This is a genomic window from Roseateles sp. GW821-FHT09H11 (assembly GCF_059415845.1).
Window position 1 is genome coordinate 179,196 of record NZ_JBWKOA010000003.1, and the last position, 23,137, is coordinate 202,332.

General features: G+C 69.3%; 19 protein-coding genes. 15 read left to right on the forward strand and 4 right to left on the reverse strand.

All coding sequences use genetic code 11. The features are described 5' to 3' along the window. Positions 1-55: 55 nt before the first annotated feature. Positions 56-739 (reverse strand): GntR family transcriptional regulator, encoded by a 684-nt coding sequence (locus AC07PR_RS11600; RefSeq protein WP_067276517.1) that lies wholly within the window; start codon positions 737-739, stop codon positions 56-58. A 57-nt stretch (positions 740-796) separates the two neighbouring features. On the opposite strand from AC07PR_RS11600, the gene uraH reads away from it, so the two are divergent. From uraH to AC07PR_RS11645, 9 genes are all read left to right on the forward strand, one after another. After that, positions 797-1,150 carry a hydroxyisourate hydrolase gene (gene uraH, locus AC07PR_RS11605; protein WP_377161070.1) on the forward strand — a complete coding sequence of 118 codons (354 nt, stop codon included), beginning with the start codon at positions 797-799 and terminating at the stop codon, positions 1,148-1,150. Between the two features lie 9 nt (positions 1,151-1,159). Then, positions 1,160-1,978, forward strand: a complete 819-nt coding sequence (xdhC, locus tag AC07PR_RS11610) for a xanthine dehydrogenase accessory protein XdhC (RefSeq protein WP_495135389.1) — start codon at positions 1,160-1,162, stop codon at positions 1,976-1,978. Positions 1,979-2,227: 249 nt separating this feature from the next. After that, the gene (locus AC07PR_RS11615) at positions 2,228-3,472 is read left to right on the forward strand and encodes a urate hydroxylase PuuD (RefSeq protein ID WP_495135390.1); all 1,245 of its coding nucleotides are present in this window, start codon (positions 2,228-2,230) and stop codon (positions 3,470-3,472) included. Between the two features lie 133 nt (positions 3,473-3,605). After that, positions 3,606-3,956, forward strand: a complete 351-nt coding sequence (locus tag AC07PR_RS11620; protein ID WP_495135391.1) for a hypothetical protein — start codon at positions 3,606-3,608, stop codon at positions 3,954-3,956. 329 nt (positions 3,957-4,285) lie between these two features. Then, a complete protein-coding gene (locus AC07PR_RS11625) occupies positions 4,286-5,431 on the forward strand; it encodes an AAA family ATPase (protein WP_495135392.1) in 1,146 nt (381 codons plus the stop codon). After that, entirely contained in the window at positions 5,428-5,925 is a 498-nt protein-coding gene (locus tag AC07PR_RS11630) for a bpX5 domain-containing protein (protein WP_495135393.1), read from the forward strand. The genes AC07PR_RS11625 and AC07PR_RS11630 overlap by 4 nt, the downstream gene beginning before the upstream one ends. Next, positions 5,922-7,880 (forward strand): hypothetical protein, encoded by a 1,959-nt coding sequence (locus AC07PR_RS11635; protein ID WP_495135394.1) that lies wholly within the window; start codon positions 5,922-5,924, stop codon positions 7,878-7,880. The genes AC07PR_RS11630 and AC07PR_RS11635 overlap by 4 nt, the downstream gene beginning before the upstream one ends. Further along, positions 7,877-10,873 carry a bpX6 domain-containing protein gene (locus AC07PR_RS11640; RefSeq protein ID WP_495135395.1) on the forward strand — a complete coding sequence of 999 codons (2,997 nt, stop codon included), beginning with the start codon at positions 7,877-7,879 and terminating at the stop codon, positions 10,871-10,873. The genes AC07PR_RS11635 and AC07PR_RS11640 overlap by 4 nt, the downstream gene beginning before the upstream one ends. 149 nt (positions 10,874-11,022) lie before the next feature. After that, positions 11,023-12,027 carry a sugar kinase gene (locus tag AC07PR_RS11645; protein WP_495135396.1) on the forward strand — a complete coding sequence of 335 codons (1,005 nt, stop codon included), beginning with the start codon at positions 11,023-11,025 and terminating at the stop codon, positions 12,025-12,027. 73 nt (positions 12,028-12,100) lie between these two features. Here the strand turns inward: AC07PR_RS11645 and AC07PR_RS11650 are convergent, their stop codons facing one another. The 3 genes from AC07PR_RS11650 to AC07PR_RS11660 all read right to left on the reverse strand — a co-directional run bounded on the left by AC07PR_RS11650 (position 12,101) and on the right by AC07PR_RS11660 (position 16,659). Then, positions 12,101-12,865, reverse strand: a complete 765-nt coding sequence (locus tag AC07PR_RS11650) for a rhamnogalacturonan acetylesterase (protein WP_495135397.1) — start codon at positions 12,863-12,865, stop codon at positions 12,101-12,103. A gap of 174 nt (positions 12,866-13,039) precedes the next feature. Further along, positions 13,040-16,126 (reverse strand): TonB-dependent receptor, encoded by a 3,087-nt coding sequence (locus tag AC07PR_RS11655; RefSeq protein ID WP_377161086.1) that lies wholly within the window; start codon positions 16,124-16,126, stop codon positions 13,040-13,042. A 197-nt stretch (positions 16,127-16,323) separates the two neighbouring features. Then, the gene (locus tag AC07PR_RS11660; RefSeq protein ID WP_431099798.1) at positions 16,324-16,659 is read right to left on the reverse strand and encodes a cupin domain-containing protein; all 336 of its coding nucleotides are present in this window, start codon (positions 16,657-16,659) and stop codon (positions 16,324-16,326) included. A gap of 192 nt (positions 16,660-16,851) precedes the next feature. Here AC07PR_RS11660 and kduI point away from each other — a divergent pair, with 192 nt between their 5' ends. The 6 genes from kduI (at position 16,852) to AC07PR_RS11690 (ending at position 23,133) form a co-directional block, all read left to right on the forward strand. Continuing rightward, a complete protein-coding gene (gene kduI / locus AC07PR_RS11665) occupies positions 16,852-17,688 on the forward strand; it encodes a 5-dehydro-4-deoxy-D-glucuronate isomerase (protein ID WP_495135398.1) in 837 nt (278 codons plus the stop codon). A 41-nt stretch (positions 17,689-17,729) separates the two neighbouring features. After that, complete coding sequence (gene kduD, locus AC07PR_RS11670; RefSeq protein WP_377161092.1) at positions 17,730-18,491, forward strand: 2-dehydro-3-deoxy-D-gluconate 5-dehydrogenase KduD; 762 nt, start codon at positions 17,730-17,732, stop codon at positions 18,489-18,491. 140 nt (positions 18,492-18,631) lie between these two features. Further along, positions 18,632-19,519 (forward strand): carbohydrate ABC transporter permease, encoded by an 888-nt coding sequence (locus AC07PR_RS11675; protein WP_377161094.1) that lies wholly within the window; start codon positions 18,632-18,634, stop codon positions 19,517-19,519. Further along, the gene (locus AC07PR_RS11680; protein ID WP_495135399.1) at positions 19,516-20,463 is read left to right on the forward strand and encodes a carbohydrate ABC transporter permease; all 948 of its coding nucleotides are present in this window, start codon (positions 19,516-19,518) and stop codon (positions 20,461-20,463) included. The genes AC07PR_RS11675 and AC07PR_RS11680 overlap by 4 nt, the downstream gene beginning before the upstream one ends. Before the next feature lie 157 nt (positions 20,464-20,620). Continuing rightward, a complete protein-coding gene (locus tag AC07PR_RS11685; RefSeq protein WP_495135400.1) occupies positions 20,621-21,799 on the forward strand; it encodes an ABC transporter ATP-binding protein in 1,179 nt (392 codons plus the stop codon). After that, positions 21,796-23,133, forward strand: coding sequence for an ABC transporter substrate-binding protein (locus AC07PR_RS11690; RefSeq protein ID WP_495135401.1), 1,338 nt, complete (start codon positions 21,796-21,798; stop codon positions 23,131-23,133). The genes AC07PR_RS11685 and AC07PR_RS11690 overlap by 4 nt, the downstream gene beginning before the upstream one ends. The last annotated feature ends 4 nt before the right edge of the window (positions 23,134-23,137 follow it).

Genomic DNA, 23,137 nt, shown 5'->3' on the forward strand with positions numbered 1-23,137 from the left:
TGTCATGCGACGGGTTGGGTGGAGGTGTCGGAGGAGTCGGAGGAGGGCGGCGCGATCAGCGTTGAAGGACCGACTTCAGGTCCTGCACACGCGGATCGAGCCGCAGGTTGGCCTCGACGTTGCCGAGGTGGGCATCGAGCAGCTTCAGCGCCGCGCGCTTGTCGCGGGCCTCCAGCGCATCGACGATGGCATCGTGCTCGGCCTGCGACTCGGCGGCGGAATGGGAGCTCTGGTACATCAGCGCGATCAGCGAGCTGCGTGAGAGCAGGTCGGTGAGCAGCTGCGCCAGCACCTCGTTGCCCTGCATGCGGGCGAGCACGACGTGGAAGTCCGCCAGCAGCCGCGTGCGGCCGGGGACGTCGGTGCGTGCGACGGCCTCGCGTTCCTGCTTCAGATGGGCGCGCAGCTGCTTGATCTGCGCGGGGGTGATGCGCTGGCAGAGGTCGGCCAGCATCGCGGCCTCGAGCATCTTGCGCACCTCGAAGACCTGGCGCGCTTCCTCGACGCTGGGTTGCGCGACGAAGGCGCCGCGCGCCGGTTCCAGCCGCACGAGCCGATCGCGACTGAGCTGGTTCAGCGCCTGCCGAACCAGCGTGCGCGAGCAGTCGAAGATGTCCGCCAGCTGCTGCTCCACCAGCTTGGTGCCCGGCATCAGCCGCCGCTCGACGATCGCCTGCGTGATGGCGGCGGTGATGCGTCCGGTGACGGAAGCGCTGGCATCGATGTCCCGGGCGTTCATGGTGTTCGCAAGTGTATACACTTTGTACTTTCATTCCCCTTTTCAACGAAGGCGCCGATGGGCAAGCTCACGACTCACGTCCTCGACACGATGCACGGCAGCCCGGCCGCGGGCATGGCCGTCCGGCTGTACCGGATCGAGTCCGGCGAGCCGCGCCTGCTGCAGGCGCTGACGCTGAACGCCGACGGCCGCGCGGACGGGCCGCTGCTCGACGGCGCGGCGCTGCAGGTCGGGCGCTACCGGCTGGTCTTCGCGGTGGCCGAGTACTTCCGCAGCCGCCTCGTGACGCTGCCGGAGCCGGCTTTCCTGGACGAGGTGCCGCTGGACTTCGGCATTGCCGACCCCGGCGCGCACTACCACGTGCCGCTGCTGGCGAGCCCCTGGTCGTACTCGACCTACCGGGGCAGCTGAGGTCCTCGCATGCGGTCCTGGCAGACATTGGCCCTGAGACTCGCGCGCGAGCCGGCGGTGTTGGTGCGCGTCGACGAGCTGCAGGGCAGCGGGCCGCGGGAGGTGGGCGCATGGATGGCCGTGACCGCCTCCGACGTCCTGAACACGATCGGCGGCGGACAGCTCGAATTCGACGCGATCGCCAAGGCGCGGGCTGCGCTGGCGTCGGGACGGGTGATGGAGCTGCGCCAGCGCTTCGCGCTCGGACCCTCGCTGGGGCAATGCTGCGGCGGTGTCGTCTGGCTGGCCTTCGAATGGCTGGATGCGCAGTCGATCGCCGGACTGGCCGATCGCCTGGGCGATCAGCGCGAATGGCGGCGTATCGCGCTGTTCGGCGGCGGTCACGTGGGCCGGGCGATCGTCGACCTGCTGGCGAAGCTGCCGGCGACGGTGCACTGGATCGACAGTCGCGAGGGGGTGTTCCCGGACCCGCTGCCGGACAACGTCCGCGCCGAGCACTCCGAGCCCGTGCAGGGCGCGGTGCCGATGCTGGCCCCAGGCTCGCACGTGCTGATCATGAGCTTCAGCCATGCCGAGGACCTCGACATCCTCGCCAGTTGCCTGAAGCGCCAGCGCGAGTCGCGCGATCTCCCGTACATCGGCCTGATCGGCAGCAAGAGCAAGTGGGCGACCTTCCGCCACCGGCTGGAGGCGCGCGGATTCACGCCCGCCGAGCTGGCGCACGTGACCTGCCCCATCGGCATTCCCGGCATCCCCGGCAAGCAGCCGGAGATGGTGGCCCTGTCGGTCGTGGCGCAGGCGATGCAGGAGCCGACCGAGCCGCTGTAAGGCTCCTCTCCCGCTTGCGGAAGAGGGGGCAATGCAGCCATCTGGCACAAGCGATGGACGAGCTCTTCTGGCTCCCTCTCCCGCTTGCGGGAGAGGGCAGGGGTGAGGCCGGCGGCCGTCGCAGTCCGCGTCCAAGACTGTATACACTTCGCCCCTAGACGTCGCCGCGGCGCCCCGACTTTCTCAGCGCGACGCTTGCCGGTTCACAGCGCCCGCAGTGGTGGTCCGGATCTTGCTCGACGTTCGTTGATGGACAGCTACCTGCTTGACTGGGCCAATCTGCTGCTGCGCTGGCTGCACGTGATCGTGGCCATCGCCTGGATCGGCGCCTCGTTCTATTTCGTCTGGTTGGACAACCACCTGCTCAAGCCGCAGGCCGAGGACCTCAAGTCCAAGGGCGTGGACGGCGAGTTGTGGGCGGTGCACGGCGGCGGCTTCTACAACCCGCAGAAGTACATGGTCGCGCCGGCCAACCTGCCGCAGCACCTGCACTGGTTCTACTGGGAGAGCTACTGGACGTGGATGAGCGGCTTCGCGCTCTTCGCGCTGCTGTACCTCTTCAACGCGGACACCTACCTGATCGACAAGCGCGTCTTCGACTGGAGCGCGCCCGCGGCCGTGGCCGGTGCGCTCGGTTTCCTCGCGGGCGGCTGGCTGGTCTACGACCAGATCTGCCGGCGCTTCGGCCGCAAGGCCGACGGCTCGATCGGCAACGACGGCGTGGTGCTCGGCCTGATCGCGGTGGCGGTCGTCGGCGCGGCCTGGGGCGCGTGCCAGCTCTTCGCGGGTCGTGCGGCCTTCCTGATCACGGGCGCGATGATCGCCACGATGATGAGCGCGAACGTCTTCTTCTGGATCATCCCGGGCCAGAAGCAGGTGATCGCGGACATGCGGGCGGGGCGGCCGGTGGACCCGGTCCACGGCCAGCGCGGCAAGCAGCGCAGCGTGCACAACACCTACTTCACGCTGCCGGTGCTGATCGCGATGCTGTCCAACCACTACGGCATGCTGTACAGCCACGCGCACAGCTGGCTGGTGCTGGTGATGCTGATGCTGACGGGCGCGCTGGTGCGGACCTGGTTCGTGAAGCGCCACAAGGGCATCGACGCGTGGCCGCTGCTGGTGGCGGTGGTCATGCTGCTCGCCGTGCTGATCGCGTGGCTGGCGCCGCAGCCGGCGACGGTGCCGGTCACGGCCGCACCGACGGTGTCTTCTTCGGCAACACCTGACCCCGGCGCGGCGGGCGTGGGTGGTGATCCGTCGAAGGTCACCTTCGAGCAGGTCAGGACGATCGTCAATGCGCGCTGCCTGGCGTGCCACAACGCGGCACTGGCGCCCAAGCGGATCCAGTTCCACGAGCCGCAGATGATCGAGCAGCACGCGGCCGAGATCTACCAGCAGGTCGTGGTGCAGAAGACCATGCCGCTGAACAACGCGACCGGCATCACCGATGAGGAACGGGCGGCGTTGGGGCGGTGGTTCAAGGCGCGTTGAAGGCACGCGGGCAGAAGCAGGCACGCGGGCAGAAGCAGGCGCGCGACATCGGCAACGACTAACATCCGGCTCCGCCGAAACAGGCACGACCGGAAAGTCGTTCACAACGTTGCTCAAAGAGGGAGATCACACCATGGCATCCGCACTGCTCCGATCCGCCGCCGTCGCGGCATTCGCATTTCTTCTGCCCGTCGCATCCTGGGCGGGGACCGTCTACGGACGGATCACCGCGACGGAGAGTCAGGCGCATGGGCTCTTCCTCTACATGGACACAGCGCCGAGCGGCGCGCCCGCTTGCGGCACTGAAACCAACGGCTCGCGCCGCTTCGTGATCCGGATCACCACGCCTGAGGGCAAGGCCATGGCGGCCAATGCACTAATGGCCTTTGCGGCCAACAAGCCCGTGCTCATCACCGGCACCAATGGCTGCGTCGACTGGGGTGACACCGAATCGGTGCAGTGGATGCGCGTCCAGCAGCAGTGAGCGGCGAGGGATTCCCCTCGCTTGAAGCGCCGCGGCGCGTCTCGATGTGGGCGCCATGTTCTTCTTCCGCCACCCCAAGCCTGTCGTCGACCGACGCCCTGTTGCGGAGCATTCGGTGCAGGTCGAGGCGCGGGATCTGCCCGTGTTGCGCGAACTGAGGGAACAGCCTCAGCGGCCGAAACTGCGGGAGCCATCGTGGCGATCGTCCGCTGACGAGGCACGTCACACGGAGGCGGGCGACGAGTCGCCATAATCCAGGACAGCCCCGGAGGGAGGACGTGCGCGTCGAGCCGGGAATGCACCGAACCCGGCCGCAGAGCCGCCTTGTCATGACCGCCATCTCCGATGCCGCGCGCGAGCTGCGCGCCGCCCTGCATGCCGCCACGGTCGGCCTCGTCGGCCGTGAGCCGCTGGCCGAGTTGATCGTCCTCGCCGCCGTGGCGCAGGAACATCTGCTGGTCGTCGGACCGCCAGGCACCGGCAAGAGTGCCGTCGTGCGACGCGTCGCGCAGGCCTTGGGCGGTCGCTACTTCGAATACCTGCTGGGCCGTTTCACCGAGCCCACCGAACTCTTCGGCCCCGTCGACCTGCGCAAGCTGCGCGAAGGCACGGTCGAGACCGACGTCACCGGCATGCTGCCCGAGGCGGATGTCGCCTTCCTCGACGAGGTGTTTCTCGGCTCGACGGCGATCCTCAACACGCTGCTGGGCGTGCTCAACGAACGCCGCTTCCGGCGCGGCCACACCCAGCTCGCCTGCCCGCTGCGTGTCTGCGTCGGCGCCGCCAACGCTTTGCCCGAGGACGAGGCGCTCGCCGCCTTCGCCGACCGCTTCCTGCTCCACGCCTTCGTCGAGCCGGTGCCTGACGAGCAGCTCGAGGCGCTGCTGCAAGGCGGCTGGCGCAGCGACTTTCAGACCGTTGACGGCGTCGGCGCCATGGCCCATCTGGACCTTCTGAGCCGTCAACTGCGAGAGGTCCGCATGGACACGGTGCGTCCCGCGCTCGCCGATGCGATCCGCCAGCTGCGGGCCGCCGGCTTGCGGCTGTCGGACCGCCGCATCGTCAAGGCGCAGCGCTTGATCGCAGCGGCGGCCGTGCTGGCGGGCCGGCTGGAAGCCGCGCCGGCTGACCTCTGGCCGCTGCGCTATGTGCTGCCCACGCAGCAGGCGCAGCTGCAGGCGCGCGACGTGTTGAAGGACCTGTTCGCGCAGGCGGAGCACCCGCACCTGCGATTCGCCGTCGAGGAAGCCGCGATGCAGCCGCTGTCGCGGGTCGGGCGTCTGCTCGCACAGGCCCAGGCCTGCCTGGAGGTGACGGCCAACCCCGAGCGCGCGGCGATCGAGGGCGTGCTGCGCGAGATCGACGCCAATTTCGCGGTGGAGCAACTGCCTGCGGAACTCGGGGCTGTCCGCGGGCAATTGCTGGCGCGCGTGCGCGACGACAGCGCGCCCGCGGGCGGCGCGACGCTGCAATGACCGAGGCGGACCGGGCCGTGGCACCGCGCCGCTGGGCGTGGCGGCCGCCGGCAGAGGACGCGGCGGTGCGCCCGCAGGCCGCCGTCGCGCAGGGCGCGGCGAGCCGGGCCTTGCTGACCCGGCTGGCCGGCTTGACGCCGACACGGCGCGAGGGCCTGCGGTTGACCGCCGCCGAGGACTGGCTCGTCGTGCTGGGCAACACCGCCGTCGTGCCCTGGGTCGACGGCGTGCGTTACGCCGCGCCGAGCGCGCGCGCGACGATGCTCTGGCTGCCCACGCACGCGACGCTGGATCTCGATCCCGAGCTGGTGTTGCGCGCGCTGCGGCGGCGCCATCCGCGCTCGCCGCTGTTGCTGTGGCCGTCACCGGAAATCGCGTTGCCGCTGGATCGCGCGCAGCCGGCCGACGACGCCACGCTGCGCCTGCTCGCGGCGCGCTGGGAGATCGAGGTGGCGATTGCCGCGGAACTGGCGGTGGAGGTGCCCTCGACATGAGCGCGCCCATGGCGCTGCCGTCGCCGCTGCACCGCTGGCGCAACTGGCTGGGCTGGTTCGACCCGGCGCTGGCGGAAACGCTTGGCGATCTCGTGCGCCGCCTGCAGGACCTGGCTGGCCCGGTGCAGGCGCGATCAGGACGCGCCGACATGGAGCCCGAGGGCCTCGGCGATCTGCGATCGCGCGGTCCCTACGACCGGCTGCTGACGACCGAGTGGCTGCTGGCCGACGAGTTGCCGGAGGAGTTCCTGCGCCGTGCGGCCGCGTCGGAGCACCTGTTCCTGGCGCCTGCGTTGAAGGCGATGCCGACGGATCGCGCAGTGGTCGCGTTGTTCGATGCCGGGCCCTTGCAGTTGGGAGCGCCGCGGCTGGCGCATCTGGCCGCATGGGTGCTGCTCGCGCGCCGTGCCGCGGAGCTCGGTGGGACCCTGCATTGGGGCATCGTGCAGCAACCGGGCGCGCTGCATGGCGCGGCGCGCAGCGCCGACCTCGTCCGGCTGATGAGCTCGCGCACGCTGGCGCCCGCCTCCGAAGTGGATCGAGACGCGTGGCGCGGCGTGTTGTCCATGATGGGCGAGTCGCGCGACGAGAACGGTGCGCCGGGCCCGCACCTCTCCGAGGCCGAACTCTGGTGGATCGGCGCGCCGACGCCGGACCTGGCCGCGCCCGCCGGCAGCGAGCGGGTGCTGAACTTCCGATTGCAGTGGACGTCGACGCAACTGGACGTGGTCTTCGCCGCGTCCGGCGTGACGCGGCGGACCACGTTGCCGCTACCCGAAGAACGTCTCGCCGCACGGTTGATGCGGGCGGACTTCAAGACGCCGGTGCCGGTCGCGCCACTGAACGGGCCGCGTCCCCAGGGCTCGGGCAAACGCGCGCCGCCGCGCGCCAAGGCGCCCGCCATGGCCCTGACACACCCGCCGGTGTTCTCGCGCGGCGGCGGCTCGGTCCTCGTGCCGGGCGTGGCGGGATCGCACACGGCGCTGATCTTCACCGTTCCACCGCCGGGATCGAGCCGGCCCGTGCAGCGCCGCGCGCCGCAATGGGCCGTGAACGCGCATCCCGTGGCCTTCGGCCTCAGCGGCCTGAACGCGCACGCGCTGATCCAGTATGGGGAGCAGCGCCGCTTCCACGGCTGGCAGGTGAAACGCTTCGTCCATCGCCAGCTGGACCCGACCGACGTGTTCGTCCATGTCCCCGGCACGGCCCGGTGGCTGCCGATGGCGCAGCTGACGGACGCCAGCGAGTCGGCACTGCTGCTGGTCGACAGCACCCGGCGCCTGTCGTTCTGGCCGGCGGCGCCGGGACCGAAGGACGCGCCGCTGCGCGCCATCGGTTACGACGTGATCGCACTGACGAGCGTGACGTCCACCTCGGCGCTGGTGGCCTACCTGGCGGAGGGGCAGGTGTGGCTGGGATGGGTGGGACTGCGGACCCGACAACTGGTCGGCACGTCGATGCTGCAGGCGGCGGGGACGGCCGATCGCGCGCTGCTGGCAGTGCGCCCGGATCGAGGCAGCGGCCAGTCGTCGATGCCGGCGGCCCTGGCGGTCCGGGTGCACCGCAAGCCGGAGGAGACCTGGCACCTGTGCTGGGCCTTGCCCGGGATGCACCTGTTCCGTCCGGGCCAGCGCCCGGATTTGCCCACCGCGACCTTGGCGCTGCGCGACGGCGCTACGGCGATCGGGCTGGCCCCGCCGTGCGACGAAGCGTCTGCGGCACTGATCGTGCTGGGCAGTGGCCGGCGCACCGTGGCGCGCCTGTCATCGAGCGGCCTGCGGCCGCTGTTCAGCGCCAACGCCGACATCGTGCAGGCTGAGGTGTGCGCGGAGACGGGCCGCGTCGCCGTGCTGACGCGGGACCGCGAACTGCTCGTGCTGGACGGAACAGACGGCCAGTTGCTGATGGTGTCCCGCGACGACGTGGCCGGTGAGCAGAAGGAGCCGACGCCATGAGCGCGGGTGCGGACATTCGCCAACCGGTGCTGGCGGGACGCCAGCCGGTCGATGCGCTGTGGTGGCCGGCCGGTTGGCTGGATGAAGCGGCGCGGCGCCGCGCGGTGCTGGAACACTGGCGCGACGGCGCGTCGCTGTACCGCTTCGACGACGGCGATCTGCTGTGCTGGCCGTCGGCCCGCTGGATGGACTGCGGCGCGCTCGGCGCCTGGCCGCTGCGGCGCCAGCACGGCGTGCTGTGCAGCGCGGCGGTGACGGATGAGGAATGGATGCAGATCGGCGATGGCGTCGGCCCGGGCCGTGCCGCTGCCTGGCTGGCCGAGGGCGGACGCCTGCGCGTGCTGCGTTTCGCCGAGTCGCGGCGCGCTGATCCGTCCGAATGGATCGACGTGGACGTGCCATTGATCAGGACCTTCGACCTGACGCTCCCTGCGCCGGAGGCGCGACTGGTCGTGGCGCCGCGCGACCTGCGCGAGGTGCTGGGTCCGGACGTGCCGGGGGAGATCGCGCCGGCCACGCTCGATATGCTCGAGGCCATGCGGCGCGTGGGAGAACGTCGCGTGGCCAAGGACGCGCCGATACACGGTGCGGAAGGCCCTGCGCCGTCAAGCGCCGGCGGGGAGGGCTCGGGCGGGTGGTCGACCGGGCGCAACGTGCTGATGATGTTCGGCGTGATCGCCGTGCTGCGAATCGCGTCGGATATGCGACCTCGACCCGGGTCTGACGACGGCGCGAGCTTCTGGTTCGTGCTCCTGTTCATCGCCATCGTCGTGATGGTGCTGCTGGCGGTGCTGTCGTCCGGGGCCGATCGACAGTACCGGCCGGCCGCACGCGCTCGCGCCGGCAAGACCGGAGGCACCGGGGGCGCGAAGACCGCGGCGGGCGGCAAGGGCGGCACGCAGGCGGGCGGCCTGCGGGAGCGTCTGCGCCGCGCCGACTTCCGTCCGCAGGCCTGGCGCCGGTGGGCGGCGCGCCTGTCGGCCACGACCGGCCTGATGTCGCTGATTGGTGTACGCAACGCGGCCTACATGCGTCGCGTGATGCGCATGTTCGACGACGACCAGCTCAAGGAGGCGTTGCGGCATGCGCCGCCGCTGGGTGGCGACGCGCTGCGGGATCTCTCACGCGGACCGGGCTTCCTGTTGGGGCCGCGACAGGACCTGTCGCTGAACACGACGCCCCATGGCGGCACCGCGTTCTTCGGCGGGGACGCGCTGCTCGCGCACCTGCGCCAGCTCTATCGCAAGACGGCTGAACGCCTGGAGGCGCAAGGCCGCTTCGACGAGGCGGCCTACGTGCTCGCGGTCCTGCTCAACGAGAAGCAGAGCGCGCTCGACCTACTGGAACGTCAGAAGCAGTTCGCCAAGGCGGCGGAGCTGGCGCTGAGCTGGGACCTGTCGCCATCGGTGATCGTGCGCTACTACGCGTTGGCCGGGGATTGGCGTCAGGCCGTGCGCGTGGCGCGGCGCGACCGCGCGTTCGGGGTGGCCGTCGTCGAACTGGAAAGGAACTGGCCCGACATCGGGCGCCGGTTGCGCATCGAATGGGCGGAATCGCTGGCGCAGCGCGGCGAGTTCCGCGCGGCGGTCCGCACGATCTGGCCGGCGGCCGACGAGCGCGAAAGGGCGGCGGCCTGGCTCGCGACCATGGAGGCCGCCGGCGGAGCCGAGACGGCGTATGCCTTGATCTGGCGCGTGCAGGGATGGCCGCAGACCTTGGCGCTTCAGCAGGACGCAGTGGACCGCTGGATCTTCACGCCCGGGTGCTCGGTCGAGCGCGCCGCGATGGCCCATGAGTTGCTGACGTTCACCGGCCTCGTGCCGGAGTCGAGGCGCATCGCGCTGCGCCTGATCGGCCCCTTGCTCGAAGACCAGTCGCGCCTGGCGCATCCGCTGCTGAGCGTTGATGACGTCACGCGCTTCTCGCGCCTGGTCGGCGATGCCGCGTTCACTGCGGATCTGCCCGCGATCAAGGGCTCGTCGATCGACCGGACGCCGCAGCCGCTGCATCAGCGCAACGAGCCCCTGGCCGGCGAGACGCCCGAGGCCTGCGGGCTGGCCGTGTTCGACGCGCTGCCGTTGCCGGACGGCGAATGGCTGCTGGCGCTCGGTGAATCGGGTGTGGTGCGCCTGGACGCGCAAGGCCGGCGTCGCGCGCATCTGCCGGTGCCGGCGGATCGTCTGGTAGGCGCCTTCGATGGCGGCTCCGCGCTGCTGCTGGCCCGACGCCGCGTCGACGAGTGGCGCGTGACCCGCTTGATCGTGCCGCAGGATCGCGTCATCGACCTGGGTACGCACACCTTCCATGCCTACTCGCCCCAGTTCGACGGCGAGACCTGGACGACCTCGACGGACACGCGCGTCCGCGTGCTGGACGTGTCGTCGCCGATGCTCGGCGACGTGCTGTGGCAGGTCGCGGACCTGCCGGGACGGGTCATGGCCGTGGACACGCGCGAGGATCTCGAGCAATGGTGGGTCGCGGGCGATGGGGCCCGGTTGGCCGATGAGCTCTGGGTCTACAGCCTGCCGACACGTCGCCTGGCTCGCCGCGACACCCTGCAGCCGCTGATGCCGGCGAAGCGCGGCATCCCGACGCAGCGCGTGGCGATCAACGACGGCAGGCTGATCGACCTGTACGCATTCACCGATGGCGACGACCTGTCGTGTCTGCAGCCGCAGGACCCGACGGATGCCAAGCGGCAGTTCCCCGTCCTGCTGGATGAGGCGCGTTGGACCATCGGCTTCGGCGGCCCATGGATAGCCACCTGTCTGGATGGGAGGGGGGTCGAAGAGCTCCCGGGTCCGGCCCGCGTCGAACTGGTCTGCTACGAGACCGGGCGCCTGCACGCCCACTGGCCGTGGCGATCCGACAAGCCGCCGCGGGCACGCCACTTCCGAGGCACCTGGATGTTCTTCGACGACGAGGGTCGCGTGGTCGCGCTCGACACCGCGACGTGTCGTCAATGGCGGCTGTCGCCGGCCGGGCGGCGCTAAGTACTGACGGGAGCAGTTCGGAGCGCTCGATGCATCGACCTTCGGGTCACCCCGGTGGTGGTTCCCGCGCTCTGAAACCAAAATCCGGAACGTCGTTTCAAAAGTGGAATGACGCATGGGCCGGAGACGGTGGAAGAGGGGACGACTCGATGACAACGCGCGTGGCCGTGATCGGCGAATGCATGCTGGAGCTCAAGGGCGAGGCCTTCGGCGCGATGACGCTGGGCTACGGCGGGGACACGTTCAACACCGCCGTCTATCTGCGCCGCTGCGGGGCCGCGGCTGGCCTGGAGGTGGCGTATGCGACGGCCCTCGGCGACGACGGTCTCAGCGCCGGCCTGCTCGATCGCTGGCGCGAGCAGGGCATCGACACGCGCCTGGTACGGCGCCTTGCGGGCCGCATGCCGGGGCTCTACATGATCGAGGTCGACGGTCGCGGCGAGCGCAGCTTCCACTACTGGCGCGACACCGCCGCGGCGAAGGCGTACTTCGAGGTCGAACGCACGCCGCTGGAGGCGCACGCGGAAGACTTCGACGCGCTCTACCTCAGCGGCATCACGCTCGCGATCCTGCCGCCGGCGGGGCGGGAACGGCTCTATGCATTGATGGCCGCGATGCGCGAGCGCGGCGCTCATGTCGTCTTCGACAACAACTACCGGCCTCGCCTGTGGGCGGACCGGCATGCGGCGCGTGTCGAGTTCGAGCGGGCCTTCTCGCTCGCCACGATCGCGCTCGTGACGGCGGACGATCATCAGGCGCTGATGGACCTGCCGGACCTCGACGCGGCCATTGCTCATGCGAAGGCCTTGTCGACACCCGAAGTGCTGATCAAGCGCGGCGCTTCATCGACGCTCGTTCGTGCTGCCGACGCGCAAGGGCGGCCTGCGCAGGTCGCTGGCCCTCACCCCAGCCCTCTCCCGCAAGCGGGAGAGGGGGAGGGACGGGGCGTGTGGCTCGAAGCGCCGACGCAATGGGTGGAGCGCGTCGTCGACACGACGGCGGCCGGTGACTCCTTCGCGGGCGGCTATCTGGCGCGTCGGCTGTCGGGGCAGGATGCCGTGAGCGCGGCGGCGCATGGGAACCGGGTGGCGGCGCGCGTGATCGGTCACCCCGGCGCGATCATTCCCGCCGAGGCGATGGCAGATCTGCTCTGAATCCGCGCCGGGTCCGGGCCGACTCCGCGCCGAGTCGCGCTGAAGTCTGCGTTGGAGGTCTCGAACGTCGCGCTCAGCGCATCCAGCGCTTGAGCTCCGGCATCACGACGACCAATTGCTCGGCGACCATCGCCGAGAACACCTGCGCGCCCTTGGCGCCCAGGTGCGTGCGGTCGAAGACGGGATTCGCGGCGCCCGCGCGCTCGGGCGAGGAGGCGGCCTGCGCAGGCGCATCGATCGGCTTCGGCGCCATCGCGAGTGTGTCGGCCTCGGTCTCGCCCATCGTCTGCACCGCCGCGTGGCTGATCGCGTTCAAGTCGATCAACGGGACCTGATGCTCGGTGCTGACGCGGATCGTCGCGTCGGCCCAGGGGCGCAGGGTGTTCTCGAGCCTGCCCTGCGCATCGAAGCTCCGGCGCGTGAGCGGCGTGAGCATCACCAGACGCGCACCGGTCGGCGCGACGTCGGCGATGTAGCCGGCCAGGTTCACGGGGAATTCGGTCTGCAGGTCCGTGGAGCGGCCCGGCTTGCCGGGCTGGTCGTTGTGGCCGAACTGCATCAGCACCACGTCGGCCTGACCCGGCGGTCGATCACGCAGCAGCGTCAAGACCTGACCCCAGAGGCCTTCGGCGCGGAAGCTCTTCGTGCTGCGCCCGCCCTTGGCGACATTGAGGCAGGTGACCTCGGGTTTGAAGCGTGCGCAGAGCGCGTCGCCGTAGCCGCTCTTCGTGGCCATCGTCGAATCGCCGACGAGGATCACGCGCAACGAGGACGCCGTGTTCTGCGCATGCGCGGCGCCGGCCACAAGGACGAGCGCCGCGAGCCATGACTTCTTCATGAGTTCTCCGAGGTGATGCGACCGGAATGAGGCTTGGGGGTCCAGGAGGGATCCCCCATGCCTCGTGGAGAGGCGGCGCTCGTCCTCCGCAGTCGTTCGCGAATCCTCCACGGTGCTGCGAGAGGAACGGAGCGAAGCGTCGGCGCTCCGCCTCACGCAGTCAAGCAGGCAAGCTCAGAACTTGTAGCTCGCCCCCAGCAGGAACTCCCGCCCTGTCACGTGATAGACCACGGGACTGTTGCGCGCCCGGGAGATGAACTGGTCGTTCGCCTCGTTGGTCAGGTTGACGCCCTCGAGCGTGATCGTGAGGTTGTCGTTGACCTTGTACGAGATCGACGCATCCACGTTGAGCGAGGCGTTCTTCCCTTCGACGTCGTTGTTGTTCTGCCCCGGCACCCGGGTCAGGAACGACGAGCGCTTGGACGCCGACACCCGTGCGCTGAAGATGTTGTCGTCGTAGTACAGCGTCGCGTTCCACGACTTGGGCGACATGTTGAGCAGGTCGTCCGTGATGGTCGTGTTGCTGGTCGGCGAGATCAGGTAGGTGATCTTGGACTTCACGTAGGTGTAGTTGAGCACCGTGCCGAAGTTCTTCCCCCAGCTCGGCAGGAAGGTGAACGGCTGCTGGTAGTTCAGCTCGATGCCGCGCAGCTTGCCTCCGGGGGTGTTGATCGGCGTCGTGAGCTGGAACACTTCCTCGCCGGTGAAGTTGGACGGCAGCAGCGACAGCGGCAGTCCCGTCTGGTTGTACGGCGCGTTGGTGCGCAGGCTCTGGATGTAGGTGTCGATGTTCTTCTGGAACAGGCCCACGCCGATGAAGGCGTTGCGGCCGAAGTACCACTCCAGGCTGCCGTCGAAGGTCTTCGCGCGGAAGGGCTTCAGGTACGGGTTGCCGGTGGTGATCGACAGCGTGCCGGTCGTGCTGATCGTGCCGCCCGGATTCAGGTTGCCGAGCTGCGGACGCGCCATCACCTTGGCCGCGGCGAAGCGCGCGATCAGGTCCTTGGTCAGGTTGGCCGAGACGTTGAGCGCCGGCAGCCAGTCCTTGTACTTCTGTCCGATCACGACCTCGGTGCCGCCGCCGGTGGCCAGGTAGCCGGTGGCGTCCTGCTCGGTCACGACGTAGCGCACGCCGACGTTGCCCTGCAGGCGCAGGCCGAGCAGGCGACCTTCGAAGTCCGCCTGCACGAAGCCGCCGGTGTCCTTCTCGACCACCGCGCGGTTGTTGCCGCGCGCGTTGCCGTTGGTGGTCGAGGACAACGTGTAGTCGCCCGGGCCGCCCGCGGGACCGCTCTTGATGCAGTTGCAGTAGATGTCGTAGGCCGCCGCGATCGCGTTGAGGTCGGGAATGACCCACGAGGTGGGCGTTCCCGCCGGCAGGCTCAGGCCGCGGCCGAAGCCGGTCAGCATCTTCGTCAGCACGCCCGATCCCGCCGCCGGCGAGAAGATCGTGTCGTTCTGGTTGACGCGCCGGAATTCGAAGGTGTCGAAGCTGTACTTCTTGTAGTCGAAACCAGCCTTCAGCGTCAGCGTGTCCGGCATCACTTCCCAGGCCAGGTCCAGGTGGGCGATGTCGTTGACGTTGTTGGCGCCCTGCGGCCGGATGCGGATCTCGCTGGTGGTCGTGTTGGTGACCGTCGTCGGCTGCGTGCCCGTCGTGACCTGCGGCACGCCGACGATCTGCAGCGCGCCGTTCTGCGCGGTCGGATCGAAGGGGTACTTGATGACCGGCAGCCGGTCGTTGTCGCGGAAGTCCAGCGTGTAGCCGTTGACGTTCAGCGCGTCCAGCGTCACCGTCGTCTGCACCGGGTTGCGGAACTTGGAATCCGCCCGGCCCACCTTGGCATTGAGCTTGAGGTGGTCGGTGATGTCCTGCTCCAGCGTCAGGCTCGGCTGGCGGAAGGTGGTCGTCAGCTCGTCGTAGCGCGACTCGGCGCGGATGTCGACGCCGTTGAACACGCCGTACTGCAGCGCGCCGTTGGGCGCGTACTGCGCCTCGACCACGCTGGTCTGCGGCTTGCCGCCCTGGCTGGCCGTGCGGCTGAACGAGATCGCCTCGAGGAAGTCCTCCCGCCGCGTCGCGTCGAGCTTCGAATACAGCATGTCGAAGGTCAGCAGCGTGCGGTCCGTCGGACGGAACTGGATCGAGCCGGTCAGGCCGAGCCGGTCCTGGTCATGCGACAAGCGGCCGTAGCGCGGCAGGCGAGGGTGGAAGTTGTCGGCGCTGCTGGCCGCGTTGTAGGCCGCGGTCGCGCCCGCCGACGCGGGCAGGCGCGGCACGCCCTGCGCGGCGGGGCCGCAGTTCGTGGCGGTGGTCGTCGGATTCGCCGGGGTCACGCCTTGCGGCGAGCACCAGCCGCCGGAAGACGCGCCGTTGTCCCAGCGCACCGTCGAGAAACCTTCCTCGAAGAGCCGGCGCTTGGAGTACGCGCCCGACACCAGCACGCCGAGCTTCTTGTCCAGGAACACGTCGCTGAGCAGGAAGGCCGCGCGCGGGTCGGTCTCGCGCGCCAGGTCGTTGTAGCGGGCCTTCACCGAGGCGGCGACGACGCGCTTGTTGAAGTCGAAGGGCCGCGCGGCCTGGAGGTCCACGGTCGCGCCGAGCGAGCCCTCGTCCACTTCGGCCGAGCTGCTCTTGCGCACGGTGATCGTGTTGAAGAGCTCGGCGGCGAAGACGTTGAAGTCGAAACCGCGCGAGCGGTTCGCGCCGCCGGAGCTGTCGGTGCCGCCGGTCGTGGCCAGCGCCTCGATGCCGTTGATGCGCACGCGCGTGAAGTCCGCGCCCAGGCCGCGCACGGTGATGTTGCGGCCTTCGCCGGCGTCGCGGTCGATCACGACGCCCGGGATGCGCTGCAGCGATTCGGCCAGGTTGGTGTCGGGGAACTTGGCGATGTCCTCGGCCTTGATCACGTCGACGATGCCGCGGTCCTGGCGCTTGGCGTTCAGCGCGCTCTCCAGCGAGGCGCGGATGCCGGTGATGACCACCGTGTCCAGCGCCTTGTCGGGCGCGGGAGAGGCGGCCGCGGGGGGCGTCGCGGGCGCCGGCGCGGGGGCAGCGGCAGAAGCGGCGGCGGCCGGCGCGGGCGCGGCCTGGTCCTGGCTCCACGCGGGCAGCGACAGGGTGGCCGTGCCCAGCAGGCAGGCGGCGAGGCGGGTCAGGCGAGGCGTCGGCGACGTCGCGGACGCGGGCTGGATGCGCTGTGCTCGACGCGGGCGGTCGGACGTGGACGTCCCGAGGCGAGTCCCAATACGGTGGGGCATGACGTTGTCTCCAAGGTTCTTCTGGCCGCGGGCACGGGATCGTGGCCCGTCGCTCTCGCGGCATCGGTCGGTCGCGGGCGCACGCAGGGCGCCGGCAGGGCGGGAGCGGCCATCGCTGCAGTGCGATCGCCACCTCGGTACTGCGGATGCGATCCGCGCCGCGCGCGGACCCTGGGGAACTGCGGGGACGGCGAGGGCTAGAGGTAGTCCTCGCGCCGCGGCGAGAACTGGTCCAGCAGCGTGCTGCCGGCCTCCAGCGCGACGACGCCGTGCGTCGTCAGCCGCGGCGCGACGAAGGCGTCGCCCGGCTTGAGCACGCGCTTCACGCCGCCGACGTCGCATTCGAACGAGCCGCTGATCACGAACGCGATCTGGTCATGCGCGTCGTGCGCATGCGGCGTGCCGATGGCGCCCTGGTCGAACTGCACCAGCACCGACATCAGCTCCGGCGTGTGGCCGACGATCTTGCGGCGGATGCCGTCGCCGAGTTCGGTCCACGGCTCGGCGTCGTTCAGGAAATACGGGCTGGTCATCGGGGCGTCTCCTGGATTCAGGACGGTTCTCGGCCGTCGTTGCGAGCAACTATAACGACGTCACGAAAAATTGAAACAGCGGTTCACTACATAGAAACCATAGTTCCGGGAAAGTCCGCAGACCCGTACGCTGCGATCCCATCAGAGCCAACGAAGCCCTGCACACAGCCCCGGACAGTCAGGAGACGAGACATGGAAATCCGCCAACCCATCCACAGTGAACACGCCCGCACGCTGGACACCGAAGGCCTGCGCCGCCAGTTCCTGGTGGAGGACCTGTTCAAGCCCGACGAGGCGACGCTGACCTACAGCCAGATCGACCGGATCATCGTCGGCGGGATCATGCCGGTGAGCAAGCCGGTGACCTTCTCGGCGGAGCTGGGAAAGCACACCGGCACCGACTACTTCCTGCAGCGGCGCGAGCTGGGCCTGATCAACATCGGCGGGGCGGCGCGCGTCTTCGTCGACGACACGCAATACGACGTCGGCCCGCGCGAGGCGCTCTACATCGGACAGGGCGCGAAGATCGTCGAGTTCAAGAGCGTCGACGCGACGAACCCGGCCAAGCTCTACTTCAACTGCGCGCCGGCGCACACCGCGTATCCGACGCGCAAGGTCACGCTGGCCGAGGCGTCGCCGGAGACGCTGGGCTCGCCCGAGACCAGCAACCGCCGCACCATCCACAAGTTCCTGGTGCCCGACGTGCTGCCGACCTGCCAGCTGCTGATGGGCATGACGCAGCTGGAGCCGGGCAGCCTCTGGAACACGATGCCCTGCCACCAGCACGACCGCCGCATGGAGGTGTACTTCTACTTCGACATGAAGTCCGACGCGGTGGTGTTCCACATGCTGGGCGAGCCGACGCAGACCCGCCACCTGGTCGTGCGCAACGAGCAGGCGGTCATCAGCCCGAGCTGGTCCATCCACTCCGGCGTCGGCACGCAGGCCTACACCTTCATCTGGGGCATGGTCGGCGAGAACCAGGTGTTCAAGGACATGGACCACGTGCCGATGACGACGCTGCGCTGAGCGCGGATCGTGGTGTCACGGCAATCAACGGAACGAATCACATGATCCTGGACAACTTCCAACTGGACGGCCGCGTGGCCATCGTCTCGGGCTGCAACACCGGCCTGGGGCAGGGGATGGCGGTCGCGCTGGCGCAGGCCGGCGCGCACATCGTCGGCGTCAACGTGTCCGACCCGGCGGAGACGCGTACCGAGGTCGAGCGCCTGGGGCGCCGCTTCCTCGACCTGCGCGCCAACCTGGGCGACATCAGCTGCATCGAGGGCCTCGTGGCCGAGGCCAAGTCGCTCACCGGCCGCGTCGACATCCTGGTCAACAACGCCGGCATCATCCGGCGCGAGGACGCGATCCGCTTCAGCGAGAAGGACTGGGACGACGTCGTCGACCTCAACCTGAAGACGGTGTTCTTCTTCTCGCAGGCGGTCGCGAAGCAATACCTGGCACAGGGCGGCGGCGGCAAGATCATCAACGTCGCGTCGATGCTGTCCTTCCAGGGCGGCGTGCGGGTGCCGTCGTACACGGCCAGCAAGAGCGGCGTGATGGGCATCACCCGGCTGATGGCCAACGAGTGGGCCTCGCACGGCATCAACGTCAACGCGATCGCGCCCGGCTACATGGCGACCAACAACACCGCCGCGCTGCGCCAGGACGAGACGCGCAACGCCGCGATCCTCGACCGCATCCCGGCCGGTCGCTGGGGCAGCCCGGACGATCTCGCCGGACCGGTCGTGTTCCTCGCCTCCAAGGCCTCGGACTATGTCAACGGCTACACCGTCGCCGTGGACGGCGGCTGGTTGGCTCGATAACCCTGTAGGACGGCCGTCCCGACGGCTACACCATCACCTACGCGCCCGGTCCAACCAAGCGGAGCTCATGGACCGGCTCTGCCGGGTCATCGAGCTCGCCCCCTCGAGGGGGCGCGCGCAGCGCGTAGGGGGGGAGACATATGTACGAGAACAAGAAGCTGGGCTTTCTGTTCGTCCTGCCATTCGTGCTGGGCGTGCTGCTGTTCAAGCTTTTCCCTTTCGTGATGAGCTTCGCGCTCAGCTTCACGCAGTACGACCTGATCGATCCGCCGACCTTCGTCGGGCTGCGGAACTATGAGGAGCTCGCCACCGCGGATCCGCTGTTCCGCAAGTCGCTGGGCGTGACGCTGCTCTTCGCGCTGCTGGCGGTGCCGCTGCGCGTGGGCTTCGCGCTCTTCATCGCGCACGTGCTGAACTTCAAGCTGCGCGGCATCAACTTCTTCCGCGCCGCGTTCTACATCCCGTCCATCCTCGGCGGCTCGATCGCGGTGGCGGTGCTGTGGCGCTTCGTCTTCGCGCGCAACGGGCTCGTCAACCTGGTGCTGATCAAGCTCGGCATCGAGCCGATCGCGTGGCTCGCCGACGAGCACTACTCGATGTGGACCATCGTGCTGCTGTTCACGTGGCAGTTCGGCTCGGCGATGGTGATCTTCCTGGCGGCGCTGCAGAACGTGTCGATCTCGCTCTACGAGGCCGCCGAGTGCGACGGCGCCAGCAAGATGCAGCAGTTCTGGAAGATCACCGTGCCGCTGATCACGCCGGTGATCTTCTTCAACGTGATCATGCAGATGGTGCACGCGTTCCAGGAGTTCAACGGCCCGTACATGATCACCGAGGGCGGCCCGCTGCACTCGACCTACGTGCTGGCGCTGTACATCTACGACCAGAGCTTCCGCTTCTTCAACCTCGGCTACGGCGCGGCCCTGTCCTGGGTGCTGTTCGCCCTGGTCGGCGGCCTGGCGGCGCTGTCGTTCTGGAGCTCGAAGTACTGGGTCTTCTACTCCGGCGAGAAGGAGACCAAGCGATGAGCCGCCATCCCGTGACCGCCCGCGGTGGACCGTCACTCCCTCTCCCGCTGGCGGGAGAGGGCGGGGGTGAGGGCCGCGGTAGTGGCAATGCGCCCACCCTGATCCTGGGCCGCGACCGCGGCAACCGCACGCTGCGCTACCTCGCGCTGGCCGCGGTCGCCATCGTGATGCTCTACCCGCTGCTGTGGCTGATCGGCGCCTCCTTCAAGAGCAACGCGGAGATCTTCAGCTCCGCCGGCTTCTGGCCCGAGCGCTTCGACTTCGACGCCTACGCCAAAGGCTGGAAGACCAGCACCGAGTACACCTTCGCGACCTACTTCCTGAACAGCTTCCTGATCACCATCCCGCGCATCATCGTGACGGTGATCTCCTGCGTGCTGGTGGCCTACGCCTTCGCGCGCTTCGAGTTCTGGGGCCGCAAGACGCTGTTCAGCATCATGATCGCCACGATGATGCTGCCGCTGATCGTGCTGCGGCTGCCGCAATACCTGGTGTTCCGCGAGATCGGCTGGCTCGACTCCTACCTGCCGCTGATCGTGCCCTCGGCCTTCGCGACGGACACCTTCTTCGTGTTCATGCTGGTGCAGTTCCTGCGCGGCATCCCGCGCGACATGGAAGAGGCCGCGCAGATCGACGGCTGCAACGCGCTGCAGCTGCTGTGGCACATCATCGTGCCGCTGCTCAAGCCGGCCATCATCTCCGTGGTCGTCTTCCAGTTCATCTGGACGATGAACGACTTCATGGGCCCGCTGATCTACCTCGCCTCGGTCGAGAAGTACCCCGTCTCCCTCGCGCTGAAGATGAGCATCGGCGCGACCGAGGAGGTCGAGTGGGCCAACGTCATCGCGATCTCGGTGGTGGCGCTGATCCCGTCGGTGGCGGTGTTCTTCGCGGCGCAGAAGCACTTCATCGAAGGCGCCACCTCCTCCGGGGTGAAAGGATGAGTGCTCGGTACTGCGCGTCGGGACGCCCTCTGGGCCCCTCCCACGGAAGTATTAGGAGGAGCCCGCGGAGCGGGCGGGGGACATGGAGTGGGAGGGGCCCAGAGGGCGGCCCGACACCGCTCGATGCAACGAAGTACGAGAGCTGGAGACAAGCATCGTGGCAAGACTGAGCCTCAACAAGATCGAGAAGGTGTACCCGAACGGCTTCAAGGCCGTGCACGGGGTGGACCTGGAAGTGCGGGACGGCGAGTTCATGGTCTTCGTCGGCCCGTCGGGCTGCGCGAAGTCGACGCTGCTGCGGATGATCGCGGGGCTGGAGAGCATCACCGGCGGCGAGCTGCGCATCGGCGACCGCGCCGTCAACGCGCTGCCGCCCAAGCAGCGCGGCATCGCGATGGTGTTCCAGAACTACGCGCTGTACCCGCACATGAAGGTCTACGACAACCTGGCCTTCGGCCTGAAGCTGGCCGGCACGCCGAAGGCGGAGCTGGACCAGCGCGTGCGCCACGCCGCGGGCCTGCTGGAGATGGAGCATCTGCTGGACCGTTATCCGAAGCAGCTGTCCGGCGGCCAGGCGCAGCGCGTCGCGGTGGGGCGCGCGATCGTGAAGAAGCCGGACGTGTTCCTCTTCGACGAGCCGCTGTCCAACCTCGACGCCAAGCTGCGCGCCGCGATGCGCGTGCGGCTGACCGAACTGCATCGCACCTTGCGCGAGAGCCGCCAGCCGGCCACGACCGTCTACGTCACCCACGACCAGGTCGAGGCGATGACGATGGGTGAGCGCATCTGCGTGCTCAAGGACGGCGTGATCCAGCAGGTCGACACGCCGACGGCGCTCTACGATCGGCCGGCGAATGCCTTCGTGGCGAGCTTCATCGGCTCGCCGGAAATGAACCTGCTGGACGCCCGGCTGGTCGCGACCGACGTCGGCCTGGCCGTCGAGGTCGGCGGCGCGCGGCTGCCGTTGCCGGCGGAGAAGTCGGCGGGCGTCGCCGCGCTGCCGCGCCTGGCGGACGGCGCGGTGACCTTCGGTCTGCGGCCCGAGCACATCGGCCTCGCGCCGCGCGCGCAGGGCGACAGCGTCGCCGTCGGCGCGCGTCTGCGCTTCACCGAGCACATGGGGTCGGAGGTCTACCTGCACGCCGAGCTCGGTCCGCTGCCGATCACCGCGCGCGTGCCCGCGGAGCAGGCCGTGGCGCTGAACGGCCTCGCCCGCGGCGACGCCTTGACGCTGCACCTGCAGATCTCGGCCTGCCACCTGTTCGACGCGACGAGCGGCCTGAATCTGCTGTCGACCTCCGCGACCTCGTCGTCGTCCTCTGGAAGCGACGCATGAGCCTGCCACGACGACAGCTGCTCGGCATCGCCGCGGGGTCGGCCGCGATCGCGGCGACCGCGGGCGTGACCGCGGCGCTGACCGCGCCGGTGCGCGCACAGGACAAGCCCACCGTGCTGCGCTTTGCCTGGTGGGGCGGCGCGGGCCGGCACGAGGCGACGCTGAAGGCGCTCGCGCTCTTCGAGCGCCGCCATGGCGTGCGCGTGAAGGCGGAGTACATGGGCTTCAACGGCTACCTGGAGCGGCTGACGACGCAGATCGCCGGCGGCTCCGAGCCCGAGGTCATGCAGATCAACTGGGCCTGGATGGCGATGTTCAGCAAGCGGGGCAACGGCTTCGCGGATCTGAACCGGCATGCGGGGCTGATGGACCTCGCGCAGTTCGACCGCGAGGACCTCGCCTACGGCGACGTCGCCGGCAAGCTGAACGCGCTGCCGGTGTCCTTCAGCGCGCGCGTGATGCTGTGGAACCAGGCGGCGTTCGATCGCGCCGGCCTCGCGCTGCCGAAGACCTGGGATGAACTCTTCGCGACGGGGCCGGCATTCCGTCGGATCCTCGGCGAGGACGCCTACCCGCTCGACGGCGAGCTCTACGACATGATGCTGTTGTCCCAGGCCTGGGTGCAGCAGCGGCACGGCACGGCCTACGTCGATCCGGCGCAGCCGCGCGTGGCGATGAGCGAAGGCGCGGCGCTCGACTGGGTGCGCACCTACAAGCGGCTGGTCACGGACCATGTCGCGACGCCGCTGCCGCTGCGCGCGAGCCTGGGCGGCGCCGAGAAGCCGACCGAGCAGCAGCCCGACTGGGTCGTCGGCCGCTGGGCCGGCAACTACACCTGGGACTCGGTCATCGCGCTGCGGGCGTCGACGCTGGACAAGCAGCAGAAGCTGGTGCTCGGCGAGTTCCCGACGCTGCCGGGCGCGCGCGACAGCGGCATGTTCGGACGTCCCACCGTGATGTACGCGGTCAGCCGCCATGCCGAGAAGAACGGCCGCGCGGAGATGGCCGCCAGGCTCGTCAACTTCCTGCTGACGGACCCCGAGGCCGCGGCGCTGCTCGGTCGCACGCGCGGCCTGCCGTCGGCGCGCGGCCCCTACGAGCAGTTGAAGGCCGCCGGCAAGCTGCCGCCGCTCGAGGTCGCGGCGCACGAGCAGATCAAGCTGCAGCGCGAGTCGGGCCGGCTCAAGCGTCCGGCGCCCTTGTTCGAGCACGCACGGCTGCACAAGTTCATGCGCGAGGTCTTCGAGACCGTCGCCTACAACAAGACCAGCGACGTCGACGCCGCGCGCCGTCTGGTCACCGAGGGTCAGGCCTTGCTGCAACGGATCAAGTGAAAAG

Excerpts from the sequence above, each read along its gene's own strand:
- AC07PR_RS11600 (WP_067276517.1), bottom strand. The coding sequence starts at position 739 with ATGAACGCCCGGGACATCGATGCCAGCGCTTCCGTCACCGGACGCATC.
- uraH (WP_377161070.1), top strand. The coding sequence starts at position 797 with ATGGGCAAGCTCACGACTCACGTCCTCGACACGATGCACGGCAGCCCG.
- xdhC (WP_495135389.1), top strand. The coding sequence starts at position 1,160 with ATGCGGTCCTGGCAGACATTGGCCCTGAGACTCGCGCGCGAGCCGGCG.
- AC07PR_RS11615 (WP_495135390.1), top strand. The coding sequence starts at position 2,228 with ATGGACAGCTACCTGCTTGACTGGGCCAATCTGCTGCTGCGCTGGCTG.
- AC07PR_RS11620 (WP_495135391.1), top strand. The coding sequence starts at position 3,606 with ATGGCATCCGCACTGCTCCGATCCGCCGCCGTCGCGGCATTCGCATTT.
- AC07PR_RS11625 (WP_495135392.1), top strand. The coding sequence starts at position 4,286 with ATGACCGCCATCTCCGATGCCGCGCGCGAGCTGCGCGCCGCCCTGCAT.
- AC07PR_RS11630 (WP_495135393.1), top strand. The coding sequence starts at position 5,428 with ATGACCGAGGCGGACCGGGCCGTGGCACCGCGCCGCTGGGCGTGGCGG.
- AC07PR_RS11635 (WP_495135394.1), top strand. The coding sequence starts at position 5,922 with ATGAGCGCGCCCATGGCGCTGCCGTCGCCGCTGCACCGCTGGCGCAAC.
- AC07PR_RS11640 (WP_495135395.1), top strand. The coding sequence starts at position 7,877 with ATGAGCGCGGGTGCGGACATTCGCCAACCGGTGCTGGCGGGACGCCAG.
- AC07PR_RS11645 (WP_495135396.1), top strand. The coding sequence starts at position 11,023 with ATGACAACGCGCGTGGCCGTGATCGGCGAATGCATGCTGGAGCTCAAG.
- AC07PR_RS11650 (WP_495135397.1), bottom strand. The coding sequence starts at position 12,865 with ATGAAGAAGTCATGGCTCGCGGCGCTCGTCCTTGTGGCCGGCGCCGCG.
- AC07PR_RS11655 (WP_377161086.1), bottom strand. The coding sequence starts at position 16,126 with ATGCCCCACCGTATTGGGACTCGCCTCGGGACGTCCACGTCCGACCGC.
- AC07PR_RS11660 (WP_431099798.1), bottom strand. The coding sequence starts at position 16,659 with ATGACCAGCCCGTATTTCCTGAACGACGCCGAGCCGTGGACCGAACTC.
- kduI (WP_495135398.1), top strand. The coding sequence starts at position 16,852 with ATGGAAATCCGCCAACCCATCCACAGTGAACACGCCCGCACGCTGGAC.
- kduD (WP_377161092.1), top strand. The coding sequence starts at position 17,730 with ATGATCCTGGACAACTTCCAACTGGACGGCCGCGTGGCCATCGTCTCG.
- AC07PR_RS11675 (WP_377161094.1), top strand. The coding sequence starts at position 18,632 with ATGTACGAGAACAAGAAGCTGGGCTTTCTGTTCGTCCTGCCATTCGTG.
- AC07PR_RS11680 (WP_495135399.1), top strand. The coding sequence starts at position 19,516 with ATGAGCCGCCATCCCGTGACCGCCCGCGGTGGACCGTCACTCCCTCTC.
- AC07PR_RS11690 (WP_495135401.1), top strand. The coding sequence starts at position 21,796 with ATGAGCCTGCCACGACGACAGCTGCTCGGCATCGCCGCGGGGTCGGCC.